General features: G+C 39.3%; 16 protein-coding genes. All 16 read right to left on the reverse strand.

Features of this window, described 5'->3' with window-relative positions; translation table 11 throughout:
- Window positions 1–46: 46 nt before the first annotated feature.
- Window positions 47–295, reverse strand: a complete 249-nt coding sequence (locus E6H07_16705; GenBank protein ID TMI63038.1) for a hypothetical protein — start codon at window positions 293–295, stop codon at window positions 47–49.
- Between the two features lie 63 nt (window positions 296–358).
- Complete coding sequence (locus E6H07_16710; GenBank protein TMI63039.1) at window positions 359–643, reverse strand: hypothetical protein; 285 nt, start codon at window positions 641–643, stop codon at window positions 359–361.
- Window positions 644–1,453 carry a hypothetical protein gene (locus E6H07_16715; GenBank protein TMI63040.1) on the reverse strand — a complete coding sequence of 270 codons (810 nt, stop codon included), beginning with the start codon at window positions 1,451–1,453 and terminating at the stop codon, window positions 644–646. It abuts the gene before it with no gap.
- Window positions 1,454–1,638: 185 nt separating this feature from the next.
- Window positions 1,639–2,394, reverse strand: coding sequence for a DUF4138 domain-containing protein (locus E6H07_16720; protein TMI63041.1), 756 nt, complete (start codon window positions 2,392–2,394; stop codon window positions 1,639–1,641).
- A gap of 3 nt (window positions 2,395–2,397) precedes the next feature.
- Window positions 2,398–3,615: a conjugative transposon protein TraM gene (gene traM / locus E6H07_16725; GenBank protein TMI63042.1), complete on the reverse strand. Its 1,218-nt coding sequence runs from the start codon at window positions 3,613–3,615 to the stop codon at window positions 2,398–2,400.
- Entirely contained in the window at window positions 3,596–4,030 is a 435-nt protein-coding gene (locus tag E6H07_16730; GenBank protein ID TMI63043.1) for a hypothetical protein, read from the reverse strand. Before E6H07_16730 ends, traM begins: the two co-directional genes overlap by 20 nt.
- A gap of 18 nt (window positions 4,031–4,048) precedes the next feature.
- A complete protein-coding gene (gene traK / locus E6H07_16735; GenBank protein ID TMI63044.1) occupies window positions 4,049–4,669 on the reverse strand; it encodes a conjugative transposon protein TraK in 621 nt (206 codons plus the stop codon).
- A 5-nt stretch (window positions 4,670–4,674) separates the two neighbouring features.
- Window positions 4,675–5,832, reverse strand: a complete 1,158-nt coding sequence (traJ, locus tag E6H07_16740; protein ID TMI63045.1) for a conjugative transposon protein TraJ — start codon at window positions 5,830–5,832, stop codon at window positions 4,675–4,677.
- Between the two features lie 30 nt (window positions 5,833–5,862).
- Window positions 5,863–6,480, reverse strand: coding sequence for a TerB family tellurite resistance protein (locus E6H07_16745; protein ID TMI63046.1), 618 nt, complete (start codon window positions 6,478–6,480; stop codon window positions 5,863–5,865).
- Window positions 6,477–7,115 carry a hypothetical protein gene (locus tag E6H07_16750; protein ID TMI63047.1) on the reverse strand — a complete coding sequence of 213 codons (639 nt, stop codon included), beginning with the start codon at window positions 7,113–7,115 and terminating at the stop codon, window positions 6,477–6,479. The genes E6H07_16745 and E6H07_16750 overlap by 4 nt, the downstream gene beginning before the upstream one ends.
- Window positions 7,112–7,768, reverse strand: coding sequence for a conjugal transfer protein TraI (locus tag E6H07_16755; protein TMI63048.1), 657 nt, complete (start codon window positions 7,766–7,768; stop codon window positions 7,112–7,114). The genes E6H07_16750 and E6H07_16755 overlap by 4 nt, the downstream gene beginning before the upstream one ends.
- 18 nt (window positions 7,769–7,786) lie before the next feature.
- On the reverse strand, window positions 7,787–10,249 hold the full coding sequence (gene traG, locus E6H07_16760) for a TraG family conjugative transposon ATPase (GenBank protein TMI63049.1): 2,463 nt from the start codon (window positions 10,247–10,249) through the stop codon (window positions 7,787–7,789).
- A complete protein-coding gene (locus E6H07_16765; GenBank protein ID TMI63050.1) occupies window positions 10,234–10,560 on the reverse strand; it encodes a DUF4133 domain-containing protein in 327 nt (108 codons plus the stop codon). Before E6H07_16765 ends, traG begins: the two co-directional genes overlap by 16 nt.
- Window positions 10,550–11,776 (reverse strand): T9SS type A sorting domain-containing protein, encoded by a 1,227-nt coding sequence (locus E6H07_16770; protein TMI63051.1) that lies wholly within the window; start codon window positions 11,774–11,776, stop codon window positions 10,550–10,552. Before E6H07_16770 ends, E6H07_16765 begins: the two co-directional genes overlap by 11 nt.
- A gap of 25 nt (window positions 11,777–11,801) precedes the next feature.
- The gene (locus E6H07_16775) at window positions 11,802–12,095 is read right to left on the reverse strand and encodes a DUF4134 domain-containing protein (GenBank protein TMI63052.1); all 294 of its coding nucleotides are present in this window, start codon (window positions 12,093–12,095) and stop codon (window positions 11,802–11,804) included.
- Window positions 12,096–12,155: 60 nt separating this feature from the next.
- The gene (locus tag E6H07_16780; GenBank protein ID TMI63053.1) at window positions 12,156–12,548 is read right to left on the reverse strand and encodes a hypothetical protein; all 393 of its coding nucleotides are present in this window, start codon (window positions 12,546–12,548) and stop codon (window positions 12,156–12,158) included.
- Between the last annotated feature and the right edge of the window lie 590 nt (window positions 12,549–13,138).

Here is a 13,138-nt window from a genome sequence, read left to right on the forward strand (position 1 = left end):
CCGTTGTAAAAGTCTCTCAAATCTAGGTCTTGACTTCTTCCGATTCTCACCTGAATCTCATCCTCACCTGCTTTGCTTTTATCTCAATTTCTGAAGGCTGCCCGGACAGCATCTTATCCAGCTCTTCTTTTTTGTAGTAACCGCTTTCATTCTTATAGATCCCGTAGTCTTCGCATTTCTTATTCAACTGTGTTCGGCCGAGATTGCAATAGATCATCGCTTCCTCTGGTTTTAGATATGGTTTAAAACATAATGCAACGGCTTTCATCACGGTTCTTTCATACTTCTTCACCATACCTTCATTTTTTACAAACTGCGCGTCACAAAAATGGTGCGCGCTGCACCCAATGCAACAGCTTTACCTGGTAACGATCGCGATCTTTGAATTCTCAAACCTGTTAAACGTAGGTTGATAATTAATATGACCAGCCGAATGCAATTCTCTTAAACATCGTTGGTACGTTCCTCTTCCAACGATCCTTGCCATCTTCATTAATTCATCCCGGCGCATATCGATCATACCTTTATACTGCTGTTGCTTCCATAAGCAAAACAGTGTAACATATAAACTGATATGCGCCGGGTGAATCCTGTGATCCTCCGCCACTGCTAACATAAAACCTTCCAGTACTTTCAAATACATCTAGGAGATCTTTTGTCGTTTACCCCTTTTTATTTTTTTTTTACTTTGATCCGGAGCATCATCATCACTCTTATCCACCTTCGTACTTTGTTTTGAAGATTGCATTTCCTTTACATTACCATTCAAAGTTTGTCCATACTTCTCAGCGAGTTCCTGTTTGTCCACCCGCTGCATCTTCATATCATAGACATTCACTGCCTTGAATTGTGGATTAGCCTCAACGTATAGCTTTTCCGCAGTACCATTCTTTTCAAATGTGACGATCTGAGCATTACCTTTTTGGAGAGACTTTATAAGATCTTCTTTTTGCTTTTCATCCAGCAATTCTTTGATTGGGTATTTCGCAAGAGCATCGGCGACATTGTAACCATAATTCTCATGAAATTGCTGTCTTTTAAAATTTCCTTGGGTATCTTTTTCACTGAAGTCAAGCTTCACCCAGGCCTTATACTTCTCCCCTTCTTTATTTTCCAACTCCTTATGCACGGCACGACCATTTAGAAGATTATAAGCTTCTTTCAAAGTGAGACCATGGCCATTATTAATATAGAAGGCCTGCTGCATTTGCTGGTTATCTCTGTCTACCTTCATTTGTACATCGTACTTATTAAAAAAGTACATGTCTGTTTCGGTTGACTTTTTAAAATAGAGTTCGACCTTTACCGGCTGTTTGTTGACTTCAGTTTCCAGTTTCAAACTAAACTCTGGCTCTTGCTTTTTAACTTCCGCAGCAAGTTGAGCGTTCAGCGTTTCACCAAATCCTGCATAGAGCAGGTTTTTTTCCAGGTACGTTAAATTCTTTTCATTCATAATTGACAAATTTTAATTTTTATAAATTTCAGTTTCTCCTTTCCCGTTTCACCTTTCACTTTTCACTTTTCACGTTTCACTTTTCACGTCTCACTTTTCCCGTTTCACATTTCACCTTTCACTATTGACCATTCACCATTCACCATTCACGTCTCACTTTTCACGTCTCACTTTTCCCCTTTCACCTATCTCAACTCCGGCAATGGCACTGCCTTCATGATATGCCCATTGTTTATCTTCAGTTGAAAATGACGTCCTCCATTTTTTTCCATGATCTGTACACCCAAAAACTTTGCATCAGGGATCGTGAACTTTTCGAGTGCCACTACGACAACAGAAAAATCATGAGCCTTAACTTTACTTTTATTTCCGGCAGTGTATAAAGGAACACGATCATTCTCCTGGACCGCTGTCCGTTTAGTTTTTCTTTTGTCTTTGGTAAAAAAGCGAAGTACATCGATATCATAATCAAGTGGAGAATGATTGCATAATAACAGCTGGTAAAAAATTACATCATCCTTGATATAGATACCAATGATGCTCGCCTTTATTCCATACTTTTCTACACGCATTACACGTATCGATGGCTTATTATCTAAAATTGCATTGGCATAGGTAGCTATGCTTGCCTTTCGGTTGACAGGCAGATGATAAATGAATTCAGATGGCCGTTCTTTATAGTTTACAGTAAACGAATAAACACTGCCATCGCCTGTAACAACACTTAAATTCGTTTCTTTAAATTGTTTTGCCGCAGCTTTCACCATCAGGATATTATCATTTTCTTTCAAGGGTTGTACGAGCAGATCATTTGTACCCCTGTCTACATACTTAATAGGGAAAGGAAAGATCAGACTGCTCGTTTTGTCAGTAGTGATCGCAAGAGGTTGTTGCGATAAAGCAACATTGCAGATAAGAAGTAATGGAATTAATTGTTTCATAACTTAATTTTTATTTTTAAAAAATACCTTGTAACCACCTTTGATCGTCACCTTCACCAACTTCAATTTCCTTGAGAATAAACTTTTAATAGCACCTATCCCTGTTCGTGCAGCCTGTGCCTTAAGAGAAGGATCAACCGAAGGCATATCCATAATGGATAAACTATTATCGGCTGATTGCCTGGCAACATCGCGCGTGATCGCTCCGGGAATATAAATACCTGGGAGCCCATCCATATCATGCACTTCGAGCTTGACAGCATATAAATTCTTACGACTGGTGATGGAATTAATTTCGACCTTCATTCTTTCTCCTTCGAGCGTTGCAATGCCTGAAATAAAATTATCCTTGGGGATCAATTGACCATTGATATAAATATCACGGTCGAGTCGAAATTTAACAACGGCGCCAGTTACGATAACCTGTGTTCCATGAACTGTACCTTCAATAAGGTTTTGCTCAGTAACTTCACTTGCATTACTCACACCATAAAATCCTTTTGTAAGATCACCGGTTCCTTGCTCTGTTGAAACAGCAAACACATTATCACTATTCATCTTCAACTTTTCTTTCATCCGTTCTTTCACACGTTGCGGATGCTGTATATCGAGGATTCTATCGAGTGTTCCTTCCAGTTGTTTGATCTCAGGATCTTCATCCGAACCAGTATCTTTCACTTTCAGCATTGCCTCAAGCCGTTCCACTTCTTTAGAAAGATCATCATCCTTACCTTTATCGGGCGTTACATCCCCTTTCTTTGAAATTTCATTTTCCAGCAACTTTAATTTTCTCAACACCTTTTCTTCAGGGTTATCTTCTGTAACTTCATAAGGTGATACATTGAGCCTTTGATTATATTTCTTTGCGGTGGTGCCGGCGAGCTCCTGGAGTTCATCGCCATAAAATGCATTGAGGCCCGTATCCTTTTTAAAGTACGGATCGTTCTTCATCCATTCATCCAGCTTCAATGAATCTCTGCTTGCCTTATCATAAAAGTCAAGCTTATCTCTTAACTTCTCTTCCTTGAACTTTGCATCAGGTAACTTTAAATTCAGTCCCTTTGCGCTCACATTTGTTTCTGCTTTCCCACGGCCTCCACCCAAAGCCCAGAAAGCCATCGTTAAAAATGGTATTACCAACAAGGGCAACATCAATAACAATCTTTGTTCCTTCACACTTTTATTCATAGTCACATTTTTTTTATCGTTGTTGTTCTTCATAAATTCCCTCCAGCACTTTCATACTATCGAGCAAACTTTTTGCAATAGGTAACCCGAGACTATCCATGTATTGTTTATATTCCTGTATCTGCCGGTAAATTTCTTCGGGTATGAAATTTTCCATTATTTCATCACCAGCTTTATCAATATGTTTAGGTACACTTACAGTATCGATCCTGATCGCTGGCACAGGTTTGGAAACAAGAGCATTCACCACCAGGTAAATACTGAATCCCCCACTGAATACGCAAAAGGTTAACAGGAATAATTTCATTTTTTTTACATCCATATCTGAAAAAATTTTGTTCATTACTTTGGTGAACAGAACTTGGATCTTAATAAAACTGCTGGCAATTTTACTTGCAACCCTATCTTGCACAACATTTTCTTTATGCACTTTCGCTTTTCTAAACATACTTTTCCTTTTTCTCTGCTACTGCCTATCCTCAATTTTAATATCCTTATTCTCTAGTGTCCTCCACCGCTCGATAAGAAACCCATGTGAATTATTATCCGACCTTGTTACATTCCGGAGTTGTCCTTCTGTGATCAGGCTCCTCGTTACAATAGATGTCGGTCGTATTATTTTCTGCACACCTGTATACCTGAAGTGATAAGGATATTCATTGGTATTGATCAGGATGCTGTCACTTTGTAATTCCTGGCTGATATTCCCAGAAATAAGATTCGTATAGTATCCGTTCTCTTTTAAGTTATCGTACTGTTCCTTGGCAGAGCCATCTGCGAGGTATAATGCTTTATTAATATTGCTATTAATAACTTTATCATCAGGGTCCATCGTAAAAAAATAAAAGTGAAACATTTTTACGTGGTCTGTTGCTTCCACCTTTACATTATCTTTCCTGTCCGCTGAATAGGCTTCGAGCGCTTTTCCATTGGCCAAAATGAAAACGCGTTGCTGCGCTTCTGATGCTACGTTGAAACTTTTATAAATAACAAAACTTGTAAGCAAAACACAGGCGACCAAAAAAGCAAAGGAGAAAGATCGCATCTGCCTGAAAGCCGAATCAATATTTTTCATTTTTTGAAACATCTATCTTAAATTTTCTTATTCCCTTCAATTTTGTCTTTGAAATAACCACCTGATGAGCCGCTGTCAGCCATGCTCGACGTAACTTTATTGTAAGCACCACCGAGTGCATCTCTTGTCATCGAAACAGAACCCGAAACTGTTGAACGGGTTGACATACTCATTATATTCGTAACTTTTTGAAGCAGCGCATTACCACCACCTGCATGTATAATATAATTGGCGACTGATGGCACGGTGAAATACCCGATGATACCGATGATCATAAAGATCAGGTACGCAGTATCGGTCGTTGAAAAAAATGTATCGCCATTGGTTGCGATCTGTTGCAGATCTTCCTTCAGCATATTCTCCTGTATCTTTCCCATGATACCCCCAAAGATGTTGGCGACTGGCAACCACAAAAAAATATTCAGGTAGCGTGCAATCCATACAGTCAATGTATGCTGGAAACCATCAAAGACAGCGATACCAAATACGAGCGGTCCAAGTATCGCCAGTACAATTAAATAGAAAGTGCGGATGGTGTTGATACAAAGCGCTGAGGCCTCAAACAAAATTTTCAATATTTCAGCCATCCATTGTTTGATCGAGTTTCTTAAGTTATAAGAGAACTTCGCGAACGCAAATTTTATATCGTTACTGATGGTCTTTAACCAGCCTTCACTCTTATCGCCGTAATGATATTTGTACCATTTATCTCTCGCACCTCCCCCATCCTCTCCTACATACATCTGCCAGTAAGCAGTAGTCTTAATAGCTTCCTCTTTCATTTTAAGGAGCTGTTCAATTGCCTTGTCAGAGTCGGTCACCATTTGTGCAGTTCCTGTAACGGTCGGCTTCATCAGTTGATTGATCAACTGTATTACTGATGGAAATATCAGGATAGCAAAGCCTAGCACAAAGGGTCGGAACAAGGGATAAAAGTCAACGGGCTCAGCTCTTGCAATATGTCCCCATACTCTTGCTGCGATATACCAGGTCGCGGCAAATCCGGCGATGCCGCGGCCAACACCAATTAACCGGCTGCACAGCGGCATCATATCAGAATAAAGTGTATCCAGTACTTCATTCAAACTACGGATACGCCCTGCAATTTGTGCTTCTGCAAAATAGGGTACCATTAATACGATTAATATGAAAATCACTCTCACTGAACTCCTCATACACACTAACTTTATTTTCTGAGACAATAATTAATAACCATGAACCTTTTTCATCAGATCGATATCCATCTTTTCCTTCTCCCGTTGAATGGAAAGGATCGCCGTATTATTATTGAACTCGTTTAGGAATGTATATTGATCCACTATCCCGTTATAAATTTCATCAATAGCTTCTAATCGTTCACCATCACTCATTCGCAATTCACCGGATGTGACCACGAGCGTCAAAAGGTCAATATTTTTTACACTCGCTATTAGTAAATTCACATACACCTTTCGGATAACTTCAATTTCAGCTGCTGTGAACTGTTTATCCTTTTTAAATTGCTCAAATGCACTTTTGTATTCTTTAATGATCCTGACCTGGTATTCAATAATATCAGCCACTCTTTTATACTTTTTAACCAGCGGACTCACTTCGAGTAAACCATCGAGGAAAGTTTTATGCAAACTGAAACTTCCTTCAGAAATATTCTTGATAGTGTTATACCCTTTATCCAGGATTTGGTAACCATCCTTCATTTGCTGTAGTATAACTTTGAATTGCGTTAGTTTTTCCCAGTTAAGCAACAGTTGCTGCGCTTCGTCACTTTGTGAAAAAGAAAGCTTGCCAAATAGTAATGATATAATAACTAAATACCTTTTCATTTTAACCCGTTTAATATCTTAGAAATATCCACCTCCTTCAATTCTCTCATTCGTTGAACTGCAAGCAAAGCCAGTTCTTCAGAAAAAGAAGAACTAAATGCTGCCTTATCCTGCATATCTGCAAAAATTGAATCAATACGCTTCAATCGCTCGTCATCCTTCATTTCTAACTTTTCATCTTCGATCACATCTGATAATTCCTGAATATTGTCAAGGCATGAGCTCAGCAAATTCTGAATGACCATCGAACAATACTCAAGTTCACCTTTTGAAAATACCTTCGTTTCCTTCGCACCTTTAAGTGTCTCTTTCGTTACTTTAATAATCCTTTCCTGCAGCACAACAATATCTTCCACTCTCGTATAAAATTTAATAGCTGAATTGACAGACCGCATGGAATGCAGGAACTCTCTATGCAAGTCAAGATCACCATCCTGTATATTGCTTACGGTCCTCAAACCTTTCTCTGCGATCTCGTAACCTTTCCTGGCATATTCACTATAAACTTTGAAAGCAGCGATCTGTTGCTGTAAATATTTCCTTTGTGTTTCCTTTTGATTGAACCACTCATCATGGTTTTGGCCATTCACCAGGTTGGCAAACAGGAGCAACATTATTTTTAATAATAACTTCATAGTCCGTACATTCTTTTTAAATACTCAATTTCGGCCCTGTCAGAAGCCCGCTGAAGTGATATAACTTTATTTTGATTGTTGAATTTTCGCAAGTCCATATAACCACCCTCAATATTTTCGCTGGCTAGACTAAGGAGCTCCATACGCTTTGCGTCACTCATTTGCGTGGTGAACGCTGTCACAACCAAAAATAATTGATCAAGATTTTTTAAGCTCTCATCCATCATCCCGGTGTAGACACTGAACATATACTTCAGTTCATCACTCGTAAAATTTTTATCTTGCCGGAATAGTGCCCATGCCTGTTTATATTCATTGACCATTGCTGCCTGGTTAGATATAACTTCCTTCACGCGGTGATAAAAAACAATACCTTCCTTTACCATCTTCAATTCCTGGAAATAATCATCGTACAATTTCCGTTGCTTTTCCACCCACTCGCTGATCTCAGTTAACTTTACCTTCGACATCGCGTTCTCAACTGTCTTTTGGGCGTTTTGCAGAATGACAACCTTACTCTGCATTCGTTGGATCTTCAGATCTACAGCTATAATTACTTTCTTGACGCCCTGTCTGATAATTTCAAGCACGGGAATCTGGGCCTTCGTATTCACGGAGATCAGCAGTCCTATCATTACAATGATCCTTTTCATAAATTCAACCTTTAATATTTACAAAACAGTTTTACTCCTCATTTCATCCACCATCGCAGTGATTCCCTTTTGCATATCCCCATTAGATCGGGCCGTATATTGCATCAATTTCACTTTTTCTTTTTCTTCAGTAGTATAAGCGAAGTATTCTTCAGGTGATACTTCCGTGCGATAAACTTTCGAAAGCATCCCTCCCAGGGAGATGAATACTTCCTTGTACCTTTTGCTTGGATCATTTGCTTTGTTGATGGATAGCACGAGTGCTTTTTCTTTTTCAGTAAGACCCAGCAACTCCTGTATCTGGTCAAACTTGTTTTGATATTTACTTTGATCCAGTAGTATCTTACAGTCGGAGTTGTTGATAATTGCCTGCTTTACTACCGGTGATGAAATAATATCTTCCACTTCCTGCGTCACTACAATTGCTTCACCAAAAAATTTCCTCACCGTCTTAAAAAGGTATTTGATATATTCGGCCATACCTTCTTTCGCAATTGCTTTCCATGCTTCTTCGATAAGAATAACTTTACGCAGGCCTTTTAATTTCCGCATCTTGGAAATAAACACTTCCATGATGATGATCGTGACAACCGGGAAAAGTATAGGATGATCTTTGATATTATCTAACTCGAAAACAATGAATCGTTCTTTCAGCATTTCAAGGTCTTTGGTTGCATTGAGTAGGTAATCAAACTCACCTCCCTTATAATAAGGTCGCAACACATAGAGAAAATTGGAAACATCGAAATCTTTCTCTTTTACCTTATCCTCCTTTAACACCTCTACAAAATCAGTCTGTAAGAATTCATAGAACGAATCAAAACAACGGAAGGCACAATCTTTCTCATAATAAAGCTGCAGAGCGTTGGAGAGTGCCACATATTCAGAGCGGTTAAAACTTTCATTATCTTTTTTCCATAAAGCAAGTAACAATGTTTTAATGCTTTCCTTTTTTTCGGTGTCCAGCACATCACCTTCACCGATATAAAACGGGTTAAAGCGGATCGGGTTTGATTCATCATAGGTGAAGTAATATCCATTTACCATCTGGCAAAGCCCTTTATAACTATGCCCCACGTCCACCAATACAATATGTGTTCCCTGTTCATAATAACTGCGGACCAAATGATTGGTGAAAAAACTTTTACCACTGCCCGATGGGCCAAGAATAAATTTATTTCGATTCGTAACTATACCTTTTTGCATTGGTTCATCGCTTATATCAACATGCACAGGTCTTCCGCTGAGGCGATCGCCGAGACGAATGCCACACGGTGATAATGAAGAACGATAGTTGGTTTCTAAATTCAGAAAACAACAAGCCTGTTCGGCGAACGAATCAAAGGAGTCATTCATCGGAAAATCGGCGGCGTTCCCTGGTATGCCTGCCCAGAATAGTTGCGGCGCTCCCGACAGCTCCTGCTTCGGTACGGCATCTATCTGGGACAAGGCTGATGATACCAGGTTTCGTACTTCCTTCAAACCATCCTTACTGTCAGTCCACACTAATACATTGAAATGAGCTTTCACCGGCAAGCGTTGCTGTGCGATAGCTTCGTTTAAAAAATCATTGGTAGCGTCGCGGCTGATGGTGTTTTCTCTGGAGTAAGCACTTAAAGAATGAAGTCGTAATCTTCTGCTTTCTAATTTTAATATCGTCTTTTGAGCATCTTCAATAAAGATGTATTGATTATAAATATGATTGCAGGGAAGCAATTGTCCCAGTGGTGATGCAAACCCTGTACTAAACTTCGTTTTATCAGTCGAATACTTATCATAGTTGATGCGCGAGCCGCAGTAAGCAGGGAGATCTGCTGCATCTGCAAGAGTAAATAACTGGCAATGATGAGGGCCAACTTGTATACCATCATCGAATTTTATATCATGCAAAAGAAAACTTTTTTCATTGGGCTGCAGGTTCAGGTATCGTTCCACTAACCCACAATATTTCTTATCACCGGTTAACTCAGCATCACCCAATCTTTTTAATTCAATGAAGCCACTGTCTTTTAGTATCCTCGCAAATTGACCTGCACTATCCAAAAAGTCTTGCAGAAGAGAAGGCTTTAAAGTTTGTTCAGGCACGATCGATCTCCGGAGTAAATTGGAAAATAAAGATGATCCCGATTTTCTGCCGGATGGTTTCTTCGTCAGCATGATATAACATTGATGATCGAGATAAGGGCGTTCATTAAAAAAACGCTCACTGCTTCTGGATAAAAAACTTGCACCTATGGCGCTGAAGTCTGCAGCCACTTTACTTTCAGTGAACCAATCCTGCTTATGAAAAATAGTATTGGCAGGAAGAACTTTAATTGCTCTGACCAAAGATTGATGCAATGCTTCATACTCCTGGTCGGATAATGTAAAAAGTTCAGGCAACTGCACTTCATAAACAAGAGTAACATCACCCTGCTTGGAAAGTATGCAGTCATGCTCAACACCAAAAATGGGTAATATATCGTCTATCTTTTTTTGCATAAACTTGTGAATACTTTTCTTGAATAAACCTTTACGTTTGATGGAATACTTCTTTTTGCCATCATCTTCATCATCCCGTGCTCACCATACTTTCGGCTGAGTTGATACACGTGCAGGAATAACCAGGTGCCGGCACTTACAATTAACAGTAGACAAATAAATGTATTGACACCGCATATATAAAGGATCGCAAACACGATCAGTAGTGCGAGCAGGCCAGCACCCAGCCACCAGATATATTGTGCTTTTAGTCCTTTGAACTCAATGGGCCGGTTGATTCCCTTATTGATAGAATACACACTAGTTGACATAGATGATTTTTTGAGAATATTTTTTGCTCGGTGACTGAAGTGTCAATTGATAAGTTCCGTTGGTCAGCCCATTCAATTCTATCTGCCGCACAAGGTCACCTCCGTTATGTTCGATCATTTTTTGTTTTACATGCAGTCCTTGTGAGGTAAGAATAAAAAAGATATAACGTCCGGGTTCTGCATTACGCAACCTCATTGTAACCTGGTCACTTGTCACCGGGTTTGGATATACTGAAAAACTTTCGGAACTAACAACCAAAGGCTTGCTGACATTGATCACCTTGCTATAAAAAAAGGAACCGTTAACTTCAATTGCCTTAATTCTATAATAAGTTTTATAAGCCAGAGAAGAAATAGAAAACCGGTAGTCTACTCTATTTCCATTATTTCCTGTAGCAGGCACAATACCCGAACTAAGAAACGCATTTCCATCAACAGAGCTTTCAATTTCGTAATGCAGGATATTTGATTCACTTAAGTTGGACCATGAGACCATCGTACTGTCGGAGCTAACGATCTCACCACTTACATTCGAGAATAATACCGGCAGCGGAATTTCAAAATTACCCCCACCTTGCGGAATCACTCCACGTATAACTAATTGTAGCGGACTTCCCATACACGAAAAATTGTAAAAATTATAGGGTGGACCAGGAAGAATTGGCCATTCAAAATTTACATTCCCCGGTAATGCAGCATATGGATGCGGAAATTGATAGTATGGAAGACAAACATTCGGTGCTGGGAAAGCTTCATAGGGATTACCTGTTCCATTATCAACATCCCAATAAGAAACAGTAATGAATCCGCAATCTAATTCATGGCCGTTAACAACATAATGTGTAGTGGCGCTTGGACCGCAATCAATATAATTTCCAACATAAGAATTATAATAAGACACAACCTTGGGTGCAGTCCATGGATAATTGGGATAGTTATTACCGCTTGAATCAAGTACACCTCCTATGAGACTTCCATATTGCAAGCCTTGTTTTTCGATCCAGATATCATAATTTGACAAACTAACCGGTGTATAGACACTCACCCCGGTAACTTCATAAAATGATAAGATCAAATGATTCTCACGTTTCGGAGGATTCGGGAAGTCATCAACCAATCTTGTTTCGGAGTACCTTGCCTTCACACCGATATACTGTGCAGAGCAATAACAATGAATAAAAATCAAAGAAAGAAAAAAGATAAATTTAGTTTTCATAAAATTTGATTTAAGGATTAAAGAATTAAACACCAAAAAAGGATCGGATGACAGTGGCAACGACTACAAGGAAAACACAGCTACCAAACCAGGCCGCAGCAACTTTACCGGTGTCAGGATCACCGCTGTTCCATTTGGAATAGACCTTCACTGCTCCGATGAGTCCGACTACTGCACCGACGGCATACATTAAATTGGTACCGGCGGCGAAATAACTTCTCACTTTCGTATTCGCTTCATTGATACCGGCATTACCATCCTGGCCGTTTACAATAACAGCGATGGTCAATAAGAGAAAGAAAACATTCAATTTTTTCATACTTTTTTTTCATTTATAGTTACTCCCCTTTAGGGGCTGGGGGTTTGGCGCTCCATCCTTCTATATCCACAGGGCACGTTGATCTTCCTCACTAAGAAGGATGGAGCATTTAGATTCACTTTCGCCTGCGATAAAAGCATTGATAACTTCCCGCATTCCTGGTTCTTCCCATTGCTGAAATTTTTTAAGCTTTAACTGTAAAGCATAGATCAGCTCATTTTTATTATGACGATCATCGAACAGGGGTTTGATCTCATCGATGATGTGTTGGGTGGTGCTGAGCATTTCATCAGGACTGTCTTCACCAGGAGGGTTCGCACTGCGAAAGAAGTTCGGGCTCGGCAAAAAAGAAATTTTCGCTTTAAAGAACACCAGCCAGACGAACAGGTAATAAATAACAGATGCAATAAGAAGTGCTAGGAAGTATTGATACCAGGTAACGGATGCTAACATAGTTTTCGGATTTGTTGTGGATACAAATCTCGGTTGCTATCTCGCGAAAAGCTGTATGGAATGAATAGTAACTGCTATGAAAAATAATTATTCTGAAAATAAAAATTGTATACAACTTAATTTCCTTTTCATCATTAACACACACATGTTCTTTAAACTATTTTTCGATAGAAGACGATCTATAATAGTGTAGACCAGATTTATTTCACAATTGATGTGGTGTGAACTTCAAAATAAATGCAACAGGATTAAAATAATTTTATCGATCACGACGACGAGACATAAGGAAACTGAAACCGACTCTAAAACTGACCGTTTGAATTTTAAACTCTGCGCCTGCCATATCATTTTCGTATTTCACTCCGAAATTAAAAGCATTACCAACCTCGCCTACTTCAAGGCTATAACCGGTTTCAAAAGCTGCAGCAAAGCCATCACCATATTGTCCTTCGGCTGCTCATTGATCATCCACTTGAACCAAACGTACATAACCGAATTGACGTTCTACATAAAAACCAATTCTTGATTCCTGGCTGAAAACATAGCGGTACCTTATCTAGATTGAAATAAATGCACTGGACATTTTATCA

This window comes from Bacteroidota bacterium, from assembly GCA_005882315.1.
Classification (GTDB): domain Bacteria; phylum Bacteroidota; class Bacteroidia; order Chitinophagales; family Chitinophagaceae; genus VBAR01.

Coding starts and splice junctions, on each gene's coding strand:
- E6H07_16705 (TMI63038.1), bottom strand. CDS start 295: ATGGTGAAGAAGTATGAAAGAACCGTGATGAAAGCCGTTGCATTATGT.
- E6H07_16710 (TMI63039.1), bottom strand. CDS start 643: ATGTATTTGAAAGTACTGGAAGGTTTTATGTTAGCAGTGGCGGAGGAT.
- E6H07_16715 (TMI63040.1), bottom strand. CDS start 1,453: ATGAATGAAAAGAATTTAACGTACCTGGAAAAAAACCTGCTCTATGCA.
- E6H07_16720 (TMI63041.1), bottom strand. CDS start 2,394: ATGAAACAATTAATTCCATTACTTCTTATCTGCAATGTTGCTTTATCG.
- traM (TMI63042.1), bottom strand. CDS start 3,615: ATGAAGAACAACAACGATAAAAAAAATGTGACTATGAATAAAAGTGTG.
- E6H07_16730 (TMI63043.1), bottom strand. CDS start 4,030: ATGTTTAGAAAAGCGAAAGTGCATAAAGAAAATGTTGTGCAAGATAGG.
- traK (TMI63044.1), bottom strand. CDS start 4,669: ATGTTTCAAAAAATGAAAAATATTGATTCGGCTTTCAGGCAGATGCGA.
- traJ (TMI63045.1), bottom strand. CDS start 5,832: ATGAGGAGTTCAGTGAGAGTGATTTTCATATTAATCGTATTAATGGTA.
- E6H07_16745 (TMI63046.1), bottom strand. CDS start 6,480: ATGAAAAGGTATTTAGTTATTATATCATTACTATTTGGCAAGCTTTCT.
- E6H07_16750 (TMI63047.1), bottom strand. CDS start 7,115: ATGAAGTTATTATTAAAAATAATGTTGCTCCTGTTTGCCAACCTGGTG.
- E6H07_16755 (TMI63048.1), bottom strand. CDS start 7,768: ATGAAAAGGATCATTGTAATGATAGGACTGCTGATCTCCGTGAATACG.
- traG (TMI63049.1), bottom strand. CDS start 10,249: ATGCAAAAAAAGATAGACGATATATTACCCATTTTTGGTGTTGAGCAT.
- E6H07_16765 (TMI63050.1), bottom strand. CDS start 10,560: ATGTCAACTAGTGTGTATTCTATCAATAAGGGAATCAACCGGCCCATT.
- E6H07_16770 (TMI63051.1), bottom strand. CDS start 11,776: ATGAAAACTAAATTTATCTTTTTTCTTTCTTTGATTTTTATTCATTGT.
- E6H07_16775 (TMI63052.1), bottom strand. CDS start 12,095: ATGAAAAAATTGAATGTTTTCTTTCTCTTATTGACCATCGCTGTTATT.
- E6H07_16780 (TMI63053.1), bottom strand. CDS start 12,548: ATGTTAGCATCCGTTACCTGGTATCAATACTTCCTAGCACTTCTTATT.